Genomic DNA, 19,867 nt, shown 5'->3' on the forward strand with positions numbered 1-19,867 from the left:
TATGGTTGTGCAGAACCCTCAATCATGGTGGAAATGCGCCGCAACATCCAGTGCCGCACCGACCGCTTGCGTTAGTTTCGTCAGTTCGGCGGCAGAAATCAGATAAGGTGGCATCAGGTAGATCAAGCGCCCAAACGGACGAATCCACACGCCGCGCTCAACGAAGAAGTGCTGCAGCGCTGCCATGTTTACGGCCTGATGGGTTTCGATCACGCCAATCGCACCCAGCACGCGCGCATCGGCCACCGCGTGATGACGGCGCAGCGGCAGCAGCTCGTTGCGCAGCTGCTGTTCGATGTGCGCCACCTGGGTTGTCCAGCCGCCTTCATTGATCATCTTCAGACTTTCCACCGCCACCGCGCAGGCCAGCGGATTGCCCATAAAAGTAGGGCCGTGCATAAAGCAGCCCGCTGCGCTGCGGCTAATGGTGTCGGCGACTTCACGCGTGGTCAGCGTGGCGGAGAGCGTCATGGTACCGCCGGTCAGCGCTTTGCCGAGGCAGAGAATGTCCGGCGTGATACCCGCATGGTCGCAGGCAAACAGCTTGCCGCTGCGACCAAATCCGGTGGCGATCTCATCGGCAATCAGCAGCAAACCGTAGCGATCGCACAGCTCGCGCACCTGCTGCAGATAGCGCGGATGGTAGAAACGCATCCCGCCAGCGCCTTGCACAATCGGCTCCAGAATCACCGCCGCAATCTCCCGATGGTGGATTTCCACCAGCTGCGCAAAATCGGCGAAATCGGCCTCGTTCCACGCGTCATCGAAAGCGCACTGCGGCGCGTTGGCGAACAGATGTTCCGGCAGATAGCCGCGCCACAGGCTGTGCATCGAATTTTCCGGATCGCACACCGACATCGCGGCAAAGGTATCACCGTGATAGCCGCGCTTCAGGGTGAGGAATTTCTGTCGCGTTTGGTTGCGTCCCAGCCAGTATTGCAGCGCCATTTTCATCGACACTTCGACGGCGATCGAACCCGAATCGGCGAGGAACACGCACTCCAGCGCATCAGGCGTCATGGCAACCAGCTGGCGGCTCAGTTCCACCGCCGCCGGATGGGTGATGCCGCCAAACATCACATGCGACATCTGCGTCATTTGCTGCTGCAGCGCCTGATTGAGACGCGGATGGTTGTAGCCGTGGATCGCCGCCCACCACGACGACATGCCGTCCACCAGTTCACGTCCATCGGCCAACTGCAGCTGGCAGCCGTGCGCCGCCACAACCGGATAACAGGGCAGGGGATCGCGCATCGACGTGTAGGGATGCCAGATATGCTGACGGTCAAAGTTGAGGTCATCCTGAGTGAACATGTGAGTTGTAAACCATTTTAAAAAGATTTAATTTACAAGTATAACCACGTTGATCGTCGGGATGAACCCCCTTTTTCTGGAGTAAGCAATGGCAAACCGCTGGACACTGACACAAGCTCAGGCACTTTTCGATAAACCTTTCCTTGAGTTGATGTTTGAAGCGCAGCAAGTGCATCGTCAACATTTCGATCCACGCCAGGTGCAGGTCAGCACGCTGCTATCAATCAAAACCGGCGCCTGTCCGGAAGACTGTAAATACTGTCCGCAGAGCGCGCGCTATAAAACCGGTCTGGAATCGGAACGTCTGATGGAAGTGGACGCGGTGCTGGAGTCGGCGCGCAAAGCCAAAGCGGCGGGATCGAGCCGTTTCTGTATGGGCGCCGCGTGGAAAAACCCGCACGAGCGCGACATGCCTTACCTTCAGCAGATGGTGCAAGGCGTGAAAGCGATGGGCATGGAAACCTGCATGACGCTTGGCACGCTGGATGGCGACCAGGCGCAGCGCCTCGCCGAAGCCGGGCTCGATTTCTACAACCACAACCTCGACACCTCGCCAGAGTTCTACGGCAACATTATCACCACGCGCAGCTATCAGGAACGTCTGGATACGCTGGATAAAGTGCGCGGCGCGGGCATCAAAGTGTGTTCCGGCGGCATCGTGGGTCTGGGTGAAACGGTGAAAGATCGCGCGGGCCTGCTGGTGCAGCTGGCGAATCTGCCGACACCGCCCGAGAGCGTACCGATCAACATGCTGGTGAAGGTCAAAGGCACGCCGCTGGCCGATAACGATGACGTTGAACCCTTCGACTTCATCCGCACCATCGCGGTGGCGCGCATCATGATGCCATCCTCGCACGTGCGTCTTTCTGCCGGACGCGAGCAGATGAGCGAGCAAACGCAGGCGATGTGCTTTATGGCTGGCGCTAACTCGATCTTCTACGGCTGCAAACTGCTTACCACGCCAAATCCGGAAGAGGATAAGGATCTGATTCTGTTCCGCAAATTGGGCCTGAATCCGGAGCACACCGCGACAATGGCGGGTGACAATGAGCAGCAGCATCAGCTCAGCGAGCAGCTGCTGCACGCGGATACCGCGCAGTTCTACAACGCGGCGGTGTAAATGGGCTGGTCACAACGTATCGACGAGGCGCTGGCGGCGCGGCGCGCCGCGGATGGCTGGCGTTTACGGCGTCACGTTGAGCACAACAGCGTGCGGGAAATTACGCTGGAGGGTCAGCGTTATCGTCACTTTTCCAGCAACGACTATCTTGGCTTGAGCCAGCATCCGGCGGTGATTGCCGCGTGGCAGCAGGGCGCGGCCGAGACGGGCGCTGGCGCGGGCGCATCCGGGCATGTGACCGGCTACAGCCGCCACCATGCGCAGCTCGAAGCGGAGCTGGCGGACTGGCTGGGCTATTCGCGCGCGCTGCTGTTCATTTCGGGGTTTGCCGCCAACCAGGCGGTGATCCATCTGCTGGCGGAAAAGCAGGATCGCATCTTCGCCGATAAGCTGGCGCATGCTTCACTGCTGGATGCCGCCAGCCACAGCCCGGCGAGCCTGCGCCGTTTTGCCCACAATCAGCCGGAAAGCCTGGCGAAGCTGCTGGCAACGCCGTCGGAAGGCGGCACGCTGGTGGTGACCGAAGGCGTGTTCAGCATGGACGGCGACAGCGCTCCGCTAACACAGATCGCTGCGGAGACGCGGCGCGGCAACGGCTGGCTGCTGGTGGATGATGCGCACGGTATCGGCGTGAGCGGCGCGCAAGGGCGCGGCAGCTGCTGGCAGCAGCAGGTCAAACCGGAACTGCTGATCGTCACCTTCGGCAAAGGGTTTGGCGTCAGCGGCGCGGCGCTGCTGTGCGATGACGCCATCGCTGATTACGTCGAGCAGTTTTCCCGCCATCTGATCTACTCCACCGCGATGCCACCGGCGCAGTGCTACGCGCTGCTGGCGGCGTTGCGGCAGATTCAGCAAGGTGATGCGCTGCGCGAAAAACTGCACAGCCACATTGCGCGTTTCCGCGCCGCTGCGGCGGATTTGCCGTGGCAGCTGGTCGATTCTGCGAGCGCCATCCAGCCGCTGATCGTTGGCGAAAACAGCGCGGCAATGGCGTTGTCGCAGCGGCTGGCGCAGGCCGGCTGTTGGGTCAGTGCGATACGGCCACCAACCGTGCCGCCGGGCACAGCTCGGCTACGCATCACGCTTACCGCTGCACATCACACCGATGACATTGATCGTCTGCTGGAGGCGCTGTATGACGCTGCAGGTTAACAAACAGGCCGTGGCGCAGGCTTTTGGTCGTGCGGCTGCGCATTACGAGCAGCACGCGCAGTTACAGCGGCTGAGCGGCGATGCGCTGCTGGCGCTGGCGCCCGCTGGTTTTGGTCCGCATCTGCTGGATGCCGGGTGCGGTACCGGCTGGTATAGCCGCTACTGGCGCGATCGCGGGCGCACGCTGACGGCGCTCGATCTGTCGCCCAACATGCTGCAAACCGCGCGGGAGCAGCAATCGGCGCAGTACTATCTGTTTGGCGATATCGATGCGGTGCCGCTGCCGGACGCCAGCGTTGACGGCGTGTGGAGCAATCTGGCGGTGCAGTGGAGCAGCGACTTGCATACTGCGCTGCAGCAGTTTTTGCGCGTCACGCGGCCGGGCGGCACGGTGCTGTTTTCCACGCTGCTCGACGGTTCGCTGCACGAAGTGCATCACGCGTGGGCGCAGCTGGATGGTCGCCGGCACGCCAACAGTTTCCTCAGCGCTGCCCAGTTTCATGCGGCCACCGCGACGCTGCCGATCGCTGCGCAGCAGCAGGTTATCACCCTGCATTTTCCCAGTGCGCTCAGCGCTATGCGATCGCTGAAAGGCATTGGGGCCACGCACCTGCACGATGGTCGCGGCGCCAGCGTGCTAACGCGTTCCCAACTGGCACAGCTTGAGCAACGCTGGCCGCAGGACGAGTCCGGTTATCGCCTGAGTTATCACCTGATGTATGGAGTTTTAAGCAAATGACACGCTGGTTTATTACCGGAACCGATACCGAAGTGGGCAAAACCGTGGCCAGCGGCGCGCTGCTGCAGGCGGCAAGCGCCGCCGGTTTACGCACCGCAGGCTATAAGCCGGTGGCATCCGGCTGCGAAATCACGCCGCAAGGCATTCGCAACAGCGACGCGCTGGCGTTGCAGCGCTACAGCACCTTGTCGTTAAGCTACGAGCAGGTGAACCCGCTGGCGTTTGTCGAGCCGACCTCGCCGCATATCATCAGCGCGGAAGAGGGCAGGCCGATTAGCTTTGCCACGCTGTCAGCGGGCTTGCGCGCGCTGGAGCAGCAGGCAGAATGGGTGTTAGTCGAAGGCGCAGGCGGGTGGTTTACGCCGCTGTCGGAGACGCAAACTTACGCCGATTGGGTGGAAGCCGAGCAGCTGCCGGTGATTCTGGTGGTGGGTGTGAAGTTAGGCTGCATCAATCATGCCATGCTCACCGCCGAAGCGATTAAAGCGCGCGGATTACGCCTTGCGGGCTGGATTGCCAATGATATTCAGCCGCCCGGCAAACGCCATCAGGAGTATATGGATACGCTGCGTCAGCGCATTGATGCGCCGTTCCTCGGTGAGATTCCGCACCTGCGCGATGAGGCGCAGCAGGCCGAGTGCGGGCGTTATTTGACGTTGCCGCAATAAATAACCCGGGTCGCCATTCACGGCGACCTGGCTACATCTTCACCTTGCGGTCAGCCACTTATTCACCGTCAAATCATCCAGCTGCGCCACTTTACCGTGCGCCACATTGCGTCCGCGATGCAGCAGCAGGAAATAATCGGCGACGCGGCGGACAAACGAGACGTGCTGCTCCAGCAGCAGAATGGTTAAACCATACTCACGGTTTAAACGACGAATCAGATTGCCCATCTCCTCTTCCAGCCACGGCGACATCCCCTCTGTCGGCTCATCCAGAATCACCAGCTTGGGTTGCAGCACCAGCGCACGCGCCAGGGCCAAATGTTGTTGCTGTTCCATTGGCAACTCGCCGCTGCGCTGATGGCGCAATGAATAGAGTGCCGGGAACAGGTCGAACACCATTTCCGGAATGGCACGGCTACGATCGTCCTGTGCCGCCATCAGGGCGATCAGCAGGTTATCCTCCACGCTCATTTGCGAGAAAATATGCCGTCCTTGCGGCACATAACCAATGCCGGTGCGCGCGCGCAGTTCGGCCGGTTGCAACAGTAAATCTTCCGGCGGCGCGCCATCTTCCTGCCAGGTCATTGAGCCACTGTTAATTGGCAGGCGGCCCATAATGCAGTTCACCAACGTGGTTTTGCCCATGCCGGGACTGCCCAGCACGCCGGTACAGGTGCCCGGCGGCAGATCGAGATCGACATCCCACAGAATGTGATTTTGACCGTAAAACTGATTCACCGAACGTAAACTCAGCATCTGACATACTCCTTCCAGATTATTAGCCTGAATGCTCCCGCTCTGTGTCGTCTGGCATACAGTCGTGCACGATTGATGGACACCGCTGTCGTCGGCAAGCGCCGATATGGACTCGTCACTCCATAGCGTTAACACTGCAATTCCCAGGCCAGGTTAGGAATTCAGGCACATCTGCGGCTGAAACCTGACAAATCAGCGGCTAAAAGTTGAGAAATTCTTAACAATTGCCGGCGGTGATAAATCGATTGCACTTTGACGGTGCTGACTGCTTAACGTTTCTGGTGCATTTGATCGTTCGTAAGGCAATAACCGGGGAAATAAATGGCCTTAACGCCTGGCTTTTCTCCAGGTATAGGAAGGTAAACCGGGAAAAAGAAGGGTTAATGCGACACGCAAGGCGGGAAAAATAAATGCGAAAAAATTTTTTTTCACGCTTAAGAATGGGCGGGAGAAAATTATACACAGCCGATGGGCTCGGGGCTGGATTCACTTATCCACCATTACTGTGGATAACCTTGTGCATTAGCGACTGAAAACCGTGTGCAAGCGAGTAAATTCGCGGCCTTCCTACATTATGATGAGAAACTGGGCTTTTGAGTCAAAGTGAATTAAAACAGCAGGTTAGTTAAAATCAAGCATGGGAATTATCTGCCTTGTCATCGGACTGCAATTTAATGACACTCTATTGACAAATGTTAAAAGCATCCTCCGCCTGGGGATAACATTGCGCAACAACAACTTGCCGCCAGCCGCTTAAATTGCACTGAAGAGAATCGCCGTCAGGTGCCATTATCGTGCAAGGTTACTGTAATTATGTCCAGTATTTTTTTCTGGCAAATTCGCCATAGCAGAGTAGAATTAGCAGCCTGCCCGCCGACTTCATCTGCTGGAACCGCAAAAACATGAGCAAAGTCTTTAAACTCAACTCCGCTTTCAAGCCTTCAGGGGATCAACCTGAGGCGATTCGCCGTCTCGAAGAGGGACTGGAAGATGGACTCGCGCATCAAACGCTGTTGGGCGTGACCGGCTCAGGTAAAACCTTTACCGTGGCGAATGTGATTGCCGACCTCAACCGCCCGACGATGGTGCTGGCGCCGAATAAAACCCTGGCGGCGCAGCTCTACGGTGAGATGAAGGAGTTCTTCCCGGATAACGCGGTGGAGTTTTTCGTCTCATATTACGATTACTATCAGCCTGAAGCCTATGTGCCGAGTTCTGACACCTTTATCGAAAAAGATGCCTCGGTGAATGAGCACATTGAGCAGATGCGTCTGTCGGCGACCAAAGCGCTGCTGGAGCGCCGTGATGTCATCGTCGTGGCCTCGGTTTCGGCGATCTACGGTTTGGGCGATCCCGATCTCTACCTGAAAATGATGCTGCATCTGACGCGCGGCATGATTATTGATCAGCGCAGCATTTTGCGTCGTCTGGCGGAGCTGCAGTACAGCCGCAACGATCAGGCCTTCCAGCGCGGCACCTTCCGCGTGCGCGGCGAAGTGATTGATGTGTTCCCGGCGGAATCGGACGACATTGCGCTGCGTATTGAGCTGTTTGATGAAGAAGTTGAGCGGCTGTCGCTGTTTGATCCGCTCACCGGGCAGATTGATTCGGTGATCCCGCGCTTTACCGTCTATCCGAAAACGCACTATGTGACGCCGCGTGAGCGCATTCTTAAGGCGATGGAAGAGATCAAAGATGAGCTGGTGGTGCGCCGCAAAGTGCTGCTGGAGAACAATAAGCTGCTGGAAGAGCAGCGTATTTCCCAGCGTACGCAGTTCGATCTCGAGATGATGAACGAGTTGGGTTACTGCTCCGGCATCGAAAACTACTCGCGCTATCTCTCCGGGCGCGGACCGGGCGAGCCGCCGCCGACCTTGTTCGACTATTTACCGGCGGATGGCTTGCTGGTGGTCGACGAATCGCACGTCACCATTCCGCAGATTGGCGGCATGTATCGTGGTGACCGCGCGCGTAAAGAGACGCTGGTGGAGTACGGTTTCCGCCTGCCGTCGGCGCTGGATAACCGTCCGATGAAGTTTGAAGAGTTTGAAGCAGCCGCTCCGCAAACCATTTACGTGTCGGCCACGCCGGGCAATTACGAGCTGGAAAAATCGGGTGGCGAAGTGATCGATCAGCTGGTGCGTCCAACCGGCCTGCTGGATCCGATTCTGGAAGTACGGCCGGTGTCGACGCAGGTTGACGATTTGCTGTCGGAAATCCGCAAGCGTGTTGAGATTAACGAGCGCGTACTGGTGACTGTGCTGACCAAGCGTATGGCGGAAGATCTCACCGAATACCTGGTGGAGCACGGCGAGAAGGTGCGCTATCTGCACTCGGATATCGATACTGTGGAACGTATGGAGATCATCCGCGATTTACGTCTTGGCGAATTTGATGTGCTGGTTGGCATCAACTTGCTGCGAGAAGGTCTGGATATGCCGGAAGTGTCGCTGGTGGCGATTCTCGATGCCGATAAAGAGGGCTTCCTGCGTTCGGAGCGTTCGCTGATACAGACCATTGGTCGCGCCGCGCGTAACATCAATGGCCGGGCGATTCTCTACGCCGATAAAATCACGCCGTCGATGGAGCGCGCGATGGGCGAAACCGAGCGTCGTCGTGAGAAGCAGCAGAAATACAACGAAGAGAATGGCATTACGCCGCAAGGGCTCAACAAGAAGATCACTGATATTCTTGAGCTCGGCAAAAACGTAGTGAAAACGCGTGGTAAAGGCAAAACCGCCTCACGCAACGCAGCAGAAGCGGAAGCCAACTATATGGCGCTTACGCCGCAGGCGATGCAGAAGAAGATTCACGAGCTGGAAGGGCAGATGCAGCAGCACGCGCAGAATCTGGAGTTTGAAGAGGCTGCCAGCGTGCGCGATCAGTTGCATCAATTGCGCGAGCTGTTTATTGCGGCTTCGTGATCGTGGTATCCAGGTCGCCATAATCGTGATGGTTGTAACCAGGTCGCCATAAATGGCGACCCTACGGGAATTCAGCGTGGTTTTCGTAGGGTGCGAATTCATGCGCACCTGGAAATTAAACGGCCTGAATCGCGTGTTCCAGCGCGATGCGCAGCAGCTGGCGGTCATGGCGATATTTGATGTCGGCGGCCTCCAGCGGCTCGCGAATGATTAAACGCTCTTCCACGCCGCGAATATCGGCGGCTGGACTCACCACCACCGCATCAATCACCCGCTTGCCAATCGCTTTCTCCATAATTGCCAACTTATCGGCCACATTCAGGCTAGCCGCCGCTGGGCTCAGTTCGCGGCCCAGATTGCCGATAAACACCATGGTGGCAGGCGTACGGCGCAGCGCGCGCGCCATCTCTTCCATCAGCAGAATCGGCATCAGGCTGGTGTAGAAGCTGCCGGGGCCAATCAGAATCAAATCCGCTTCACCAATTGCCTCGATGGCTTCACGGGTTGGCAATACATTCGGATGTAACATCAACTCTTGGGGCGGCTGCTTCATCTCATCAATTGCCGTTTCGCCGTACACCATATTGCCTTCGCCATCCTGCGCCACCAGATCGACCGGCTGTTCCGACATCGGGATCAGAAACGCATCGACCTTGAGCAGATTGCGGATGATGTTGATGGCTTCCAGCGGGCGCACGCTGAGATGATCAAGCGCCTTCAGCATCAGGTTGCCCAGATTATGCCCGGCCAGCTCGCCATTGCCGGTGAAGCGATACTCAAACATCGCGGTGGCGACGCTCGGTTCGGTGATCAACTGATTGATGCAGTTACGCATATCGCCCCACGCAATGCCGCCTTCCGAGCGGCGAATGCGGCCGGTGGATCCGCCGTTATCGGTGGTGGTGACGATGCCGGTCAGGCGCGAACCTAACGGTGCCAGCGCCGACATCACGCGGCCCAAACCGTGTCCGCCACCTAATGCCACTACGCGATCCAAATCTGCCAGGGTTCGATTCATGTTTCTCCTTTGTCACTGACGTCCTCGCGTTGAGGCGTAGTTGAACTGATGTGCATCAATATCCGTGGTGCATTTTACCGTATCCTGTCGCGAAAATGCGGTGAAAAAACGTTATGCATCAAGATATATAGCGAAAATCACTCATGGATGCTAACCGTTAATCGCGCTACCATTCGTTTTAACCGTGTTGTCCATAATGACAACAAACTCCCAAGCCTGGTTTCCTAAGTCGTTATCGATATGGAAGCCAGGCCGCAGCCTTGAGCTGCCAGGGTGCAGAAAGAAATGACTGCATCTCCCGACTTTGGAAAGGTGTTCAGGTGCCACAATTTACAGATGCCTATGCGCGCAGCTTTTACTATCTGCGCCTGTCGGTCACGGATGTGTGTAACTTCCGTTGTACCTACTGTTTGCCGAACGGCTATAAGCCGAACGGTACGCACAATAAAAGTTTTCTCTCGCTGGATGAGATTCGTCGCGTGACGCGTGCCTTTGCGGCGGCGGGCACGGAAAAAGTGCGCCTGACGGGCGGCGAACCCTCCATGCGGCGTGATTTCACCGACATCATCGCTGCAGTGCGTGAAAACGCCGCCATTCGCCAGATCGCGATGACCACCAACGGTTATCGCATGGCGCGTGACGTAGGTGCCTGGCGCGCTGCCGGTCTCACCCATATCAACGTCAGCGTCGATAGCCTCGACGCACGCCAGTTTCACGCCATTACCGGCCAGGACAAATTTGCCGAGGTGATGGCGGGAATCGACGCCGCCTTTGATGCCGGTTTCGAGAAAGTGAAAGTCAACAGCGTGCTGATGCGCGATGTGAACAGCCACAGCCTCAGCACCTTCCTTGAGTGGCTGCGCCTGCGACCGATTCAACTGCGCTTTATCGAACTGATGGAAACCGGTGAAGGCAGCGATCTGTTCCGCCGTCATCACATCTCCGGTGAAGTAATCCGCGATCAGCTGATCCTGCAAGGCTGGCAACGCCAGTCGCGCGGCCGCAGCGACGGTCCAGCGCAGGTGTTCCGTCATCCCGATTATCAGGGCGAAGTCGGCCTAATCATGCCGTACGAGAAAGATTTCTGTGCCAGCTGCAACCGCCTGCGCGTCTCGGCGCTGGGCAATCTGCATCTGTGCCTGTTTGGTGACGGCGGCGTGTCGCTGCGCGATCTGCTGGCCTCTGACGATCAGCAAGACGAGTTGCAGGCGCGCATTGCGCACAGCCTTGGACAGAAAAAGCAGACGCATTTCCTGCATCAGGGCAACACCGGCATCACGCAAAATCTCTCCTTTATTGGTGGCTAAACACAGGAGTTACGGCCATGGGTAAACCTTCCGGCGAATTTGTCGCCTTAAATGTGGCGGTGATGACCGTCTCGGATAGCCGCGATGCCAGCAATGACACATCGGGCGATTATCTGCGTGAAGCGCTGGCGGAAGCCGGGCATCAGGTGGTTGATCGCGCGATTGTGCCAGATAACCGCTATCGCATTCGCGCCACGGTATCGCGCTGGATTGCCAGCGACGATGTGCAAGTGGTGATCGTTAACGGCGGCACCGGTTTCAATAGCAAAAACAGCACGCCAGAAGCGTTGCTGCCGCTGCTGGACCGCGAAATCGAAGGCTTTGGCGAGCTGTTCCGCATGATCTCCTATGAAGAGATCGGCAGCTCGACGCTGCAGTCGCGCGCGGTGGCTGGATTAGCCAATCAGACGCTGATTTTTGCCGTGCCGGGATCAACCAACGCCTGCCGCAGCGCCTGGGAACGCATTATCGAAGATCAGCTGGATGCGCGTACGCGTCCGTGTAATTTCGTCTCACATTTGAAGAAGTTGTAAGCATGTCATCGTTAACTCATATCAATGCCGCTGGCGAAGCCCACATGGTGGATGTCTCTGGCAAAACCGAAACGGTGCGCGAAGCGCAGGCCGAAGCGCTAGTGCTGATGAGCGCCGAAACGCTGCAGATGATTATTGACGGCAGCCATCATAAAGGCGACGTGTTCGCCACCGCGCGCATCGCCGGTATTCAGGCGGCGAAACGCACCTGGGAACTGATTCCGCTCTGTCATCCGCTGATGCTGAGCAAAGTGGAAGTTAACTTGCTGGCGGAACCGCAGCACAATCGCGTGCGCGTCACCTCACTCTGTCGTCTCACCGGCAAAACCGGCGTCGAGATGGAAGCGTTAACGGCGGCGTCCGTCGCAGCGCTGACCATCTATGACATGTGCAAAGCGGTGCAAAAAGACATTGTCATCGACCAGCTGCGTTTACTGACCAAAAGCGGTGGCAAATCCGGCGCCTTCAAGGCGGTGAGCCATGATTAAGGTGCTGTTTTTTGCTCAGGTGCGGGAATTAACCGGCACCGCTTCACTGGATTTGCAGCCTGACTACGCCGATGTCGCCACGCTGCGCGCGGCGTTAGCAGAGAAGGGCGATCGCTGGGCGCTGGCGCTGGAATCCGGCAAGCTGCTGGCGGCGGTAAACCAAACGCTGGTGCCGATGAGTCATCCGCTGCGTGCGGGTGATGAAGTGGCCTTTTTCCCGCCGGTCACGGGAGGCTGATGATGGAAACGCGGATTCGTGTGGGTTCAGAGCCGTTCAACGTCGGCGAAGAGTACGAAAAACTCGCCGCCCATGACAGCGATGGTGCGGTCGTCACCTTCACCGGCAAAGTGCGCAATCACAATCTCGGTGCCAGCGTGGCGGCCCTGACGCTGGAGCACTATCCCGGCATGACGGAAAAAGCGCTGGCGGAGATCGTCGAAGACGCGCGTCAGCGCTGGGCGCTGCAGCAGGTCACGGTAATTCATCGCGTTGGCGAACTGTTTCCTGGCGATGAGATCGTGTTTGTTGGCGTCAGCAGCGCGCATCGCGGCAGCGCATTCGCCGCCACCGAATTCATCATGGATTACCTGAAAACCCGCGCGCCGTTCTGGAAGCGTGAAGCCACCGCCACAGGCGACCGCTGGGTTGATGCCCGTGATAGCGATCATCAGGCCGCTGAACGCTGGAGCTAGCGCGCAAAATCCTCCCGCTCCGATAGCGGCAGGCCACTGAAAACGTTAAGGTACGGTTTTTGTTGGCGTCAGGGAGCAGGATGAACACGAGCAAGATGATGAAAGGCGCAGCTTTGCTGGCTGCGCTGGTGCTGGCCGGTTGTAGCACGAAAAAAGAGCCGCAGGCGCCCGCGCGTCAGCCCGCCGATGTAAAAAGCCAAATCCAGCAGTTGTTGCCCAGCGACGTGAAACAGAAATCCGCCTGGGCCGACGACATCTATACCGCGTTCCGCGTGCAGCAAATCGATGCCAGCGTCAGCAACCTCTGCGCGGTGATTGCCGTTACCGATCAGGAATCCAACTTCAGCGCCGATGCGGTGGTGCCGGGCTTACCGAAAATCGCCTGGGGCGAGATTGATCGCCGCGCTGCCAAAGTGCATGTGCCGGCATTTCTGGTGCGCACCGCACTGCTGATCAAATCACCGAATGGCGAAAGCTATGCCGCGCGTCTGGATAAGGTGCGCAGCGAGAAAGAGCTGAGCGCCATTTTTGATGATTTCATCGATATGGTGCCGATGGGGCAGAAGCTGTTCGGCAACCTCAACCCAATTCATACCGGCGGGCCGATGCAGGTCAGCATTGAGTTTGCGGAAGCGCACGCCAAAGGCTATCCGTATGCGGTTGACGGCTCGATTCGTCGTGAAGTCTTCACTCGTCGCGGTGGTATCTACTTCGGCACGCTGCATCTGCTTGGCTACCCGGCCGATTACAGCCAGCCGCTGTATCGCTTCGCCGACTTCAACGCCGGTTGGTACGCCAGCCGCAACGCCGCATTTCAGGCGGCCATCGCGCGCGCCAGCGGCATCAAGCTGGCACTGGATGGCGACCTGATCGTCTATGGCAGCGATCAGGCCGGTTCCACCGAACTGGCGGTGCGCAGCCTGAGCAAGCAGCTGGATATGAGCAATCGCGAAATCCGCCGCGATCTGGAGAAGGGCGACAGCGAAGATTTTGCTAACAGCACGCTGTGGAAGCAGACCTTTATCCTCGCCGATAAGATGGCCGGAAAACGTCTGCCGCGCGAAATGCTGCCGGGCATCAAGCTGGAGAGCCCGAAAATCACCCGCAATCTCACTACCGCGTGGTTTGCTCAGCGCGTAAATGGCCGCTATCAACAGTGCTTGACGCGCCGTTGACGCAAACGGGTGTACACTCCACACTTACAGAGTTTGTTAACGTAACCGCTAATGAGGCGCTTCATGGATCGATATCCACGTAATGATTCAATCGTGCAGCAGGCATCCACCTCGCTGCAGACCTACATGGCGCAGGTGTATGGCTGGATGACCTGCGGCTTGCTGCTCACCGCGTTTGTTTCGTGGTTTGCTGCCCGCACACCTGCAGTAATGGAACTGGTGTTTGCTAACCGCATCACTTTCTTTGGCTTGATCATCGCGCAGTTAGCGCTGGTGTTTGTGTTGTCTGGCATGGTGCATCGCCTGAGCGGCGCGGTCGCCACCGCACTGTTTATGCTCTATTCGGCGCTAACCGGATTAACCATGGCGAGTATTTTCCTCGTTTACACCTACTCATCCATCGCCAGCACCTTCTTCGTGACGGCCGGGATGTTCGGTGCCATGAGCTTCTACGGTTACACCACTAAGCGCGACCTGAGCCGTTTTGGCAGCCTGCTGTTTATGGCACTGATCGGTATTTTGCTGGCGTCACTGGTGAACTTCTGGCTGAAAAGTCCGGCGCTGATGTGGGCGATTACCTATATTGGCGTGGTGGTGTTTGTTGGCTTAACCGCCTATGACACGCAGAGGCTGAAGGCGATTGGCGAGAACATCAACGTCAATGACAAAGAGAACCTGCGTCGCGCCTCAATCATGGGTGCATTAACGCTGTATCTCGACTTCATCAACCTGTTCCTGATGCTGCTGCGCATCTTCGGCAACCGCCGCTAAACCACTCACCAAACTGTCCCCTTTCCCGCCTGCGGGAGAGGGGAATACCGCACAAACTCACCGCGATACCGATTTCTCCATCTTCTGCTCATTCTTCTGCCGTAAATGCTTCGCGCGGCTCTCCAGCCACAAATAGAGCACCAGCGCCACCAACAGCGGCAGAATAAAATAGAGCACGCGATAAGCCAGCAGCGCTGCAATAATGGTGCCGTGCGAGGCGTGTTGCCCACTGAGCAGCGCCAAAAATACCGCTTCCAGCACGCCAATCCCGGCCGGGATGTGAATGATCACACCGGCGATACTGCTGATCAGCAACACGCCTAACACAATCGGATAATCCACCTGACGCGCCAGCAGCAGCCAGATAATCATGCCCATCACCATCCAGTTGGCGCAGGAGACCGCAAACTGGAACAGCGCCATGCGCAGCGAAGGCAGTTGCAGATGCTGGCCTTTAACCGTCCAGCGGCGCTTCTTCGCGAAGGCGCAAGCCCACAAATAGACCGCCACCATCACCAGCAGCACCGCGCCAATGATGCGCAGCGTGGTTTCACCAATGAACCAACCGGAGGGAATCGGCACCATGCCCGCCGCAAACACCACGCCAGCCAGCAGAATATAGCCGAGCCAGTTGGTGGCGATGCTCAGTGAGAAAATGCGCGTAATGGTGTTGCCCGGTAAACCGAGTCGTGAGTAGAGCCGATAGCGCATCGCCACGCCGCCAACCCAGGTGCTGAGCGTCAGGTTGAAGGCATAACAGATAAACGACACCAGCATCACCTGACGCTTCGCCAGCTTATGACCACAGTAGGCACGTCCAATCAGGTCGTACAAGCCATAGGTCAGATAACTCACCACCACCAGTGCAGCAGCGCTTAGCACCACATAGCGGTTATAGCCGACGATCACCGTATAGACGTCTTCCCAGTTCACCTTGCGCGCATACACCACCAGCAGCACAATCACCGCAATAAAAAACAGCCAGGTGAGGATTTTCTTCGCCAGTTGCCAGCGCGGATTCTTTTTCGACATTAGGATTTTGCTCCTGAATTATCGGCTTCAACCCGATCCTGAGTTTCCATTTCGGGTTGTACGGGGGGAGCAACTTGCGACAAGTGTGGCGTGTGCGCAGGCAACCATCCGGCAATAGCCGGGAAGTGACGTAAAAAGTGGAACACAATCACGCCTTTGGTGAGCTGCCACCAGTTGCGCGGCGGCAGCTTGTCATCCTCCACGCGCACGCAGTCCTGCTGAATCAGCAGTTCCAGATTGTCGCGCAGCGTCTGGTTGAAAGCGCGATCGTGCACCATCAAATTGGCTTCCAGATTGAGAGATAAACTCAGCGGATCGAGGTTGCTGGAGCCGACGGTGGACCATTGCTGATCCTGCACCGCAATTTTGCCGTGCAGCGGGCGGCGGCAATATTCATACACTTCCACACCGCCATCGACCAGATAGTTGTACAGCAGCTCGGCACCGACTTTGACGATCGGCATATCGGGCTCGCCCTGCACAATCAGCCTGATGCGCACGCCGCGCTGTGCCGCGCTGCGCATCTCACGCAGCAGACGATAGCCGGGAAAGAAGTAGGCGTTGGCAATAATCACATCCTTCTGGGCCTTGCGCAGCATGGCGAGATAGTGCTGTTCGATGTCGTCGCGGTGTTCGTCGTTATCGCGGTAGACAAACAACACCTGCGCTTCACCGGGCATGGCGTTGACCGCCGGGCGATGGGAACGCGCACCCCACCAGCGCCGCGTGTGCTGTTCGCTGCCCATTTGTTGCTGCACGTATTGGGCAATATCCAGCACCACCGGGCCTTTCACCTCCACGGCATAATCCTGTTTGGCCTCTGCACCGAAATCGATGTTATGTTCAGCGGAGAAGTTGATGCCGCCGACAAAGGCGATCTGTTCATCGATCACCACGATCTTGCGGTGCAGGCGACGAAACACATTGGTGCGCATGCCGAGCACCAGCGGACGCGGATCGTAATAGATAAAGCGCACGCCCGCGGCCGTCAGGCTATCCACAAATCGGTCGGAGAGATCTGGCGAGCCGTAGCCATCGACCATCACCTCGACTTTGACCCCGCGCTGCGCCGCCTTGAGCAGCTGTTCGTGCAGATCGTTGCCGACTTCGTCCTCAAACAGGATGAAGGTTTCCAGCAGCAGCGTGCGCTCGGCGCGTTGGATCGCGCCTGATACGCGCGGGAAAAACTGGTCACCATTTTCTAACAGACGGAGCTGATTACCGTCGCGCCAATTGAAACTCATAGGAAAATCTCCACCGCTAACGGCGCATGATCGGACAGGTGAGACCAGGGTTTAACCGGCAGCGCCCACGGCTTACTCACCGTAGCGTTGCGGATGTAGATACGATCTAGCCGTAACAGCGGAAAACGCGCCGGGAAGGTGCGGGCAGGGCGGCCGGTTTTGATGCTGAACACTTCCTCTAAGCCCACCGCGCGTTTGAGAAAGCGATTGGCGCTGACCTGCCAGTCATTAAAATCACCGGCCACCACCAAAGGCGCATCGGGCGGCAGCGTATCGATAAAGTCGCACATCATCTTCATCTGCGCCTGGCGATGTTTCTCCTTCAGACCGAGATGTACGCAGAACACATGCAGCGGTTCCGCCCGATCCGGCAGGCGGATTTGGCAGTGCAACATGCCGCGTTTTTCACTTCCGGCGACGGAAATATCGCGGTTTTCATATTCAACGATGGGAAAGCGTGACAATATCGCGTTCCCGTGATGTCCCTCGGGATAAACCGCGTTGCGGCCATAGGCAAAATCGTTCCACATGGTATCGGCCAGAAATTCGTAATGGGAGGTTTCCGGCCAGTTTTCAATGTGCAGCGAATGGATGGCGTGGGTACCCATTACCTCTTGCAGGAAGACGATATCCGCCGACGTGGCGCGAACAGCGTCACGCAATTCCGGCAGGATAAAGCGGCGATTAAAGCTGGTGAAACCCTTGTGGGTATTGATCGTCAGGACTTTAAATGAAAATCCTTGCGTATTTTGTGGCATACTTCGACGCGCTCCTTTTCATCATCAACAGCACAAAGTGTAGTCTTTGTCACAAATGGATGGTGTTAAGGGCAGAAAATTAGGGCGTAATCCGAAATTTGCTTTACATTGAGGACGTTCGTCTGGCCTCCAGCCAGATACACTTGGGCGACCTGTTGGGTCTGCCAGGAGAAGAGAATGAAATGGTCTAATCGTGTTCAGATTGTTACCGGACAAACTTGTTTGCACATTGCAATGCACCTGCTGGTGATTGCCGCACTGGTTTGGGGCTGGAAACATAGGGCGCTGGTTGAAGTGAGCAGTACCCTGGTGGCAGCTTATGCGGTGGTATTCATTACCATGCTGGTCATGCAGCGTAGTGCCCGTTTACGTAGAATGGGTGACTCCCTAGAAGAGGTGACCACCACTTACTACTTTGGCGCAGCGATGTTAACGCTGTTCCTGATCTCCCGCTTTATCCATAACAACCTGCTGATTGGTCTCCTCGGCGTGGTGATGTTGGTGGGACCGGCGCTGGTTTCACTGCTGGCGAAAGAGCCGGTTCAGCGCATCGAGAAGAAGCGCAGTTGATCGATTAGGGACCGCAACCCTGCGGACCTGACAAAAAGGAGCCCAATGCGGCTCCTTTTTTTATGGATGCTGTCTGTGCGGAAAGCTGCTAAACTCGCGCCCTTACGCATGGTAGTTTGTGCCCTTTTCACACGTGAGCCCCGCGCTTGCGTCATATCCCTCCTGAAAACTACATCGCCTACGGCGGTCAGGACGGTTCGGAGTAATACACCTGCATGTCATTTGACTCTCTCGGCTTAAGTGCCGATATTTTGCGTGCGGTAGCAGAACAAGGCTACCAAGAGCCGACGCCGATTCAGCGTCAGGCCATTCCTGTGGTGCTGGCTGGTCGTGACCTGCTGGCGAGCGCCCAAACCGGCACCGGTAAAACCGCCGGCTTTACGCTGCCGTTGCTGCAGCGTCTGACTGCAAAACCGTCCACGGCGCGTGGCCGCCGCCCGGTGCGTGCGTTGATCCTGACCCCGACCCGCGAACTGGCGGCTCAGGTTGGCGAGAACGTGCGTGAGTACAGCCAATATCTCGATATCCGTTCGCTGGTGGTATTCGGCGGCGTGAGCATCAACCCGCAGATGATGAAACTGCGCGGCGGCGTTGACGTGCTGGTGGCGACACCGGGCCGTCTGCTCGATCTGGCGCACCAGAACGCGGTTGATCTGTCACAGGTTGAAATCCTCGTGCTGGATGAAGCGGATCGTATGCTTGATATGGGCTTCATCCACGACATCCGTCGCGTGCTGGCGCGTCTGCCTGCTAAGCGTCAGAACCTGCTGTTCTCTGCCACTTTCTCTGACGAGATCAAAACGCTGGCGGAAAAACTGCTGACCAACCCAGAACAGGTTGAAGTTGCGCGTCGTAACACCGCCTCTGAGCAGGTTTCACAGCAAGTGCATTTCGTGGATAAGAAGCGCAAGCGGGAACTGCTGTCGCTGATGATTGGTCGTGATAACTGGCAGCAAGTGCTGGTGTTCACCCGTACCAAACACGGCGCAAACCATCTGGCTGAGCAGCTGAACAAAGACGGCATCACCGCCGCCGCGATCCACGGCAACAAGAGCCAGGGCGCGCGTACCCGTGCATTGGCTGACTTCAAATCCGGCGGCATTCGCGTGTTGGTCGCTACCGACATTGCGGCGCGTGGTCTGGATATCGAAGAGCTGCCACACGTGGTGAACTACGAGCTGCCAAACGTGGCGGAAGATTACGTGCACCGTATTGGTCGTACCGGCCGTGCGGCTGCTACCGGCGCGGCACTGTCGCTGGTGTGTGTTGATGAACACAAACTGCTGCGTGATATTGAGCGTCTGCTGAAGCGTGAAATCCCGCGCATCGAGCTGCCTGGTTTCGAAGTCGATCCAAGCATCAAAGCCGAGCCAATCCAGAACGGTCGTCAGCAGCAGGGCGGCGGTCGCGGTCAAGGTGGACGTGGTCAAGGCCAGGGTCGCGGTCAGGGCGGCAACGTCTCTCGCCCGCACAGTGGCAACGCACCACGTCCGCAGGGTGAAGCGCGTTCTGCGCGTCGTCCAGCGCAGGGCGCAAGCCAGGCCGCGCCAGCCGCCAACAGCGGTCGTCGTCGTCCGGCACCGAAGAAAACCGGGAACGCCTAAC

At 57.5% G+C, this 19,867-nt stretch carries 20 protein-coding genes and 1 riboswitch; of the genes, 14 read left to right on the forward strand and 6 right to left on the reverse strand.

Annotated elements, in window-relative coordinates; translation table 11 throughout:
• Positions 1–18: 18 nt before the first annotated feature.
• Positions 19–1,314, reverse strand: coding sequence for an adenosylmethionine--8-amino-7-oxononanoate transaminase (gene bioA / locus K5Y32_RS01980; RefSeq protein WP_222181664.1), 1,296 nt, complete (start codon positions 1,312–1,314; stop codon positions 19–21).
• An 88-nt stretch (positions 1,315–1,402) separates the two neighbouring features.
• Between bioA and bioB the strand changes: the two genes are divergently transcribed.
• The 4 genes from bioB to bioD are packed head-to-tail and all read left to right on the forward strand — an operon-like array spanning position 1,403 to position 4,993.
• The gene (gene bioB / locus K5Y32_RS01985) at positions 1,403–2,434 is read left to right on the forward strand and encodes a biotin synthase BioB (RefSeq protein WP_222181665.1); all 1,032 of its coding nucleotides are present in this window, start codon (positions 1,403–1,405) and stop codon (positions 2,432–2,434) included.
• A complete protein-coding gene (gene bioF, locus K5Y32_RS01990; protein WP_222181666.1) occupies positions 2,435–3,586 on the forward strand; it encodes an 8-amino-7-oxononanoate synthase in 1,152 nt (383 codons plus the stop codon).
• Positions 3,570–4,325: a malonyl-ACP O-methyltransferase BioC gene (gene bioC / locus K5Y32_RS01995; protein WP_222181667.1), complete on the forward strand. Its 756-nt coding sequence runs from the start codon at positions 3,570–3,572 to the stop codon at positions 4,323–4,325. The genes bioF and bioC overlap by 17 nt, the downstream gene beginning before the upstream one ends.
• The gene (bioD, locus tag K5Y32_RS02000; RefSeq protein ID WP_222181668.1) at positions 4,322–4,993 is read left to right on the forward strand and encodes a dethiobiotin synthase; all 672 of its coding nucleotides are present in this window, start codon (positions 4,322–4,324) and stop codon (positions 4,991–4,993) included. Before bioC ends, bioD begins: the two co-directional genes overlap by 4 nt.
• A 39-nt stretch (positions 4,994–5,032) precedes the next feature.
• On the opposite strand, the gene K5Y32_RS02005 is transcribed toward bioD, so the two are convergent.
• Positions 5,033–5,749, reverse strand: a complete 717-nt coding sequence (locus K5Y32_RS02005; protein ID WP_110865765.1) for an ABC transporter ATP-binding protein — start codon at positions 5,747–5,749, stop codon at positions 5,033–5,035.
• A 902-nt stretch (positions 5,750–6,651) separates the two neighbouring features.
• On the opposite strand from K5Y32_RS02005, the gene uvrB reads away from it, so the two are divergent.
• A complete protein-coding gene (uvrB, locus tag K5Y32_RS02010) occupies positions 6,652–8,673 on the forward strand; it encodes an excinuclease ABC subunit UvrB (RefSeq protein ID WP_222181669.1) in 2,022 nt (673 codons plus the stop codon).
• A gap of 115 nt (positions 8,674–8,788) precedes the next feature.
• Here uvrB and yvcK read toward each other — a convergent pair whose 3' ends face one another.
• Positions 8,789–9,691: a uridine diphosphate-N-acetylglucosamine-binding protein YvcK gene (gene yvcK / locus K5Y32_RS02015; RefSeq protein WP_110865766.1), complete on the reverse strand. Its 903-nt coding sequence runs from the start codon at positions 9,689–9,691 to the stop codon at positions 8,789–8,791.
• Between the two features lie 195 nt (positions 9,692–9,886).
• A riboswitch (molybdenum cofactor riboswitch) is annotated at positions 9,887–10,022 on the forward strand.
• Here yvcK and moaA point away from each other — a divergent pair.
• From moaA to K5Y32_RS02050, 7 genes are all read left to right on the forward strand, one after another.
• A complete protein-coding gene (gene moaA, locus K5Y32_RS02020; protein ID WP_101763178.1) occupies positions 10,012–10,998 on the forward strand; it encodes a GTP 3',8-cyclase MoaA in 987 nt (328 codons plus the stop codon). It overlaps the preceding riboswitch by 11 nt.
• A 17-nt stretch (positions 10,999–11,015) precedes the next feature.
• The gene (gene moaB / locus K5Y32_RS02025) at positions 11,016–11,531 is read left to right on the forward strand and encodes a molybdenum cofactor biosynthesis protein B (RefSeq protein ID WP_101763177.1); all 516 of its coding nucleotides are present in this window, start codon (positions 11,016–11,018) and stop codon (positions 11,529–11,531) included.
• A 2-nt stretch (positions 11,532–11,533) separates the two neighbouring features.
• On the forward strand, positions 11,534–12,019 hold the full coding sequence (moaC, locus tag K5Y32_RS02030) for a cyclic pyranopterin monophosphate synthase MoaC (protein ID WP_222181670.1): 486 nt from the start codon (positions 11,534–11,536) through the stop codon (positions 12,017–12,019).
• The gene (moaD, locus tag K5Y32_RS02035; RefSeq protein WP_101763175.1) at positions 12,012–12,257 is read left to right on the forward strand and encodes a molybdopterin synthase sulfur carrier subunit; all 246 of its coding nucleotides are present in this window, start codon (positions 12,012–12,014) and stop codon (positions 12,255–12,257) included. The genes moaC and moaD overlap by 8 nt, the downstream gene beginning before the upstream one ends.
• A gap of 2 nt (positions 12,258–12,259) precedes the next feature.
• Positions 12,260–12,712, forward strand: a complete 453-nt coding sequence (gene moaE / locus K5Y32_RS02040; protein WP_222182870.1) for a molybdopterin synthase catalytic subunit MoaE — start codon at positions 12,260–12,262, stop codon at positions 12,710–12,712.
• Between the two features lie 80 nt (positions 12,713–12,792).
• On the forward strand, positions 12,793–13,887 hold the full coding sequence (locus K5Y32_RS02045) for a DUF1615 domain-containing protein (RefSeq protein WP_222181671.1): 1,095 nt from the start codon (positions 12,793–12,795) through the stop codon (positions 13,885–13,887).
• 63 nt (positions 13,888–13,950) lie between these two features.
• Complete coding sequence (locus K5Y32_RS02050; RefSeq protein ID WP_101763172.1) at positions 13,951–14,658, forward strand: Bax inhibitor-1/YccA family protein; 708 nt, start codon at positions 13,951–13,953, stop codon at positions 14,656–14,658.
• Between the two features lie 57 nt (positions 14,659–14,715).
• Here K5Y32_RS02050 and K5Y32_RS02055 read toward each other — a convergent pair whose 3' ends face one another.
• From K5Y32_RS02055 to K5Y32_RS02065, 3 genes are read right to left on the reverse strand one after another with little or no spacing between them, the layout of a single operon-like run.
• Positions 14,716–15,690: a lysylphosphatidylglycerol synthase domain-containing protein gene (locus K5Y32_RS02055; protein WP_101763171.1), complete on the reverse strand. Its 975-nt coding sequence runs from the start codon at positions 15,688–15,690 to the stop codon at positions 14,716–14,718.
• Positions 15,690–16,934, reverse strand: a complete 1,245-nt coding sequence (gene clsB, locus K5Y32_RS02060; RefSeq protein ID WP_222181672.1) for a cardiolipin synthase ClsB — start codon at positions 16,932–16,934, stop codon at positions 15,690–15,692. The genes K5Y32_RS02055 and clsB overlap by 1 nt, the downstream gene beginning before the upstream one ends.
• Positions 16,931–17,692: an endonuclease/exonuclease/phosphatase family protein gene (locus K5Y32_RS02065; RefSeq protein WP_101763169.1), complete on the reverse strand. Its 762-nt coding sequence runs from the start codon at positions 17,690–17,692 to the stop codon at positions 16,931–16,933. Before K5Y32_RS02065 ends, clsB begins: the two co-directional genes overlap by 4 nt.
• A gap of 177 nt (positions 17,693–17,869) precedes the next feature.
• Between K5Y32_RS02065 and K5Y32_RS02070 the strand changes: the two genes are divergently transcribed.
• Both K5Y32_RS02070 and rhlE read left to right on the forward strand, forming a co-directional pair.
• On the forward strand, positions 17,870–18,262 hold the full coding sequence (locus K5Y32_RS02070) for a YbhQ family protein (RefSeq protein WP_101763168.1): 393 nt from the start codon (positions 17,870–17,872) through the stop codon (positions 18,260–18,262).
• 215 nt (positions 18,263–18,477) lie between these two features.
• A complete protein-coding gene (rhlE, locus tag K5Y32_RS02075) occupies positions 18,478–19,866 on the forward strand; it encodes an ATP-dependent RNA helicase RhlE (RefSeq protein ID WP_008102680.1) in 1,389 nt (462 codons plus the stop codon).
• Position 19,867: the final 1 nt, after the last annotated feature.

Source organism: Pantoea sp. DY-15 (assembly GCF_019795935.1).
Taxonomy (GTDB): Bacteria; Pseudomonadota; Gammaproteobacteria; order Enterobacterales; family Enterobacteriaceae; genus Pantoea; species Pantoea leporis.

What these genes read in the sequence shown, in the direction of transcription:
- bioA (WP_222181664.1), bottom strand. Translation starts at nt 1,314, where the DNA reads ATGTTCACTCAGGATGACCTCAACTTTGACCGTCAGCATATCTGGCAT.
- bioB (WP_222181665.1), top strand. Translation starts at nt 1,403, where the DNA reads ATGGCAAACCGCTGGACACTGACACAAGCTCAGGCACTTTTCGATAAA.
- bioF (WP_222181666.1), top strand. Translation starts at nt 2,435, where the DNA reads ATGGGCTGGTCACAACGTATCGACGAGGCGCTGGCGGCGCGGCGCGCC.
- bioC (WP_222181667.1), top strand. Translation starts at nt 3,570, where the DNA reads ATGACGCTGCAGGTTAACAAACAGGCCGTGGCGCAGGCTTTTGGTCGT.
- bioD (WP_222181668.1), top strand. Translation starts at nt 4,322, where the DNA reads ATGACACGCTGGTTTATTACCGGAACCGATACCGAAGTGGGCAAAACC.
- K5Y32_RS02005 (WP_110865765.1), bottom strand. Translation starts at nt 5,749, where the DNA reads ATGCTGAGTTTACGTTCGGTGAATCAGTTTTACGGTCAAAATCACATT.
- uvrB (WP_222181669.1), top strand. Translation starts at nt 6,652, where the DNA reads ATGAGCAAAGTCTTTAAACTCAACTCCGCTTTCAAGCCTTCAGGGGAT.
- yvcK (WP_110865766.1), bottom strand. Translation starts at nt 9,691, where the DNA reads ATGAATCGAACCCTGGCAGATTTGGATCGCGTAGTGGCATTAGGTGGC.
- moaB (WP_101763177.1), top strand. Translation starts at nt 11,016, where the DNA reads ATGGGTAAACCTTCCGGCGAATTTGTCGCCTTAAATGTGGCGGTGATG.
- moaC (WP_222181670.1), top strand. Translation starts at nt 11,534, where the DNA reads ATGTCATCGTTAACTCATATCAATGCCGCTGGCGAAGCCCACATGGTG.
- moaD (WP_101763175.1), top strand. Translation starts at nt 12,012, where the DNA reads ATGATTAAGGTGCTGTTTTTTGCTCAGGTGCGGGAATTAACCGGCACC.
- moaE (WP_222182870.1), top strand. Translation starts at nt 12,260, where the DNA reads ATGGAAACGCGGATTCGTGTGGGTTCAGAGCCGTTCAACGTCGGCGAA.
- K5Y32_RS02045 (WP_222181671.1), top strand. Translation starts at nt 12,793, where the DNA reads ATGAACACGAGCAAGATGATGAAAGGCGCAGCTTTGCTGGCTGCGCTG.
- K5Y32_RS02050 (WP_101763172.1), top strand. Translation starts at nt 13,951, where the DNA reads ATGGATCGATATCCACGTAATGATTCAATCGTGCAGCAGGCATCCACC.
- K5Y32_RS02055 (WP_101763171.1), bottom strand. Translation starts at nt 15,690, where the DNA reads ATGTCGAAAAAGAATCCGCGCTGGCAACTGGCGAAGAAAATCCTCACC.
- clsB (WP_222181672.1), bottom strand. Translation starts at nt 16,934, where the DNA reads ATGAGTTTCAATTGGCGCGACGGTAATCAGCTCCGTCTGTTAGAAAAT.
- K5Y32_RS02065 (WP_101763169.1), bottom strand. Translation starts at nt 17,692, where the DNA reads ATGCCACAAAATACGCAAGGATTTTCATTTAAAGTCCTGACGATCAAT.
- K5Y32_RS02070 (WP_101763168.1), top strand. Translation starts at nt 17,870, where the DNA reads ATGAAATGGTCTAATCGTGTTCAGATTGTTACCGGACAAACTTGTTTG.
- rhlE (WP_008102680.1), top strand. Translation starts at nt 18,478, where the DNA reads ATGTCATTTGACTCTCTCGGCTTAAGTGCCGATATTTTGCGTGCGGTA.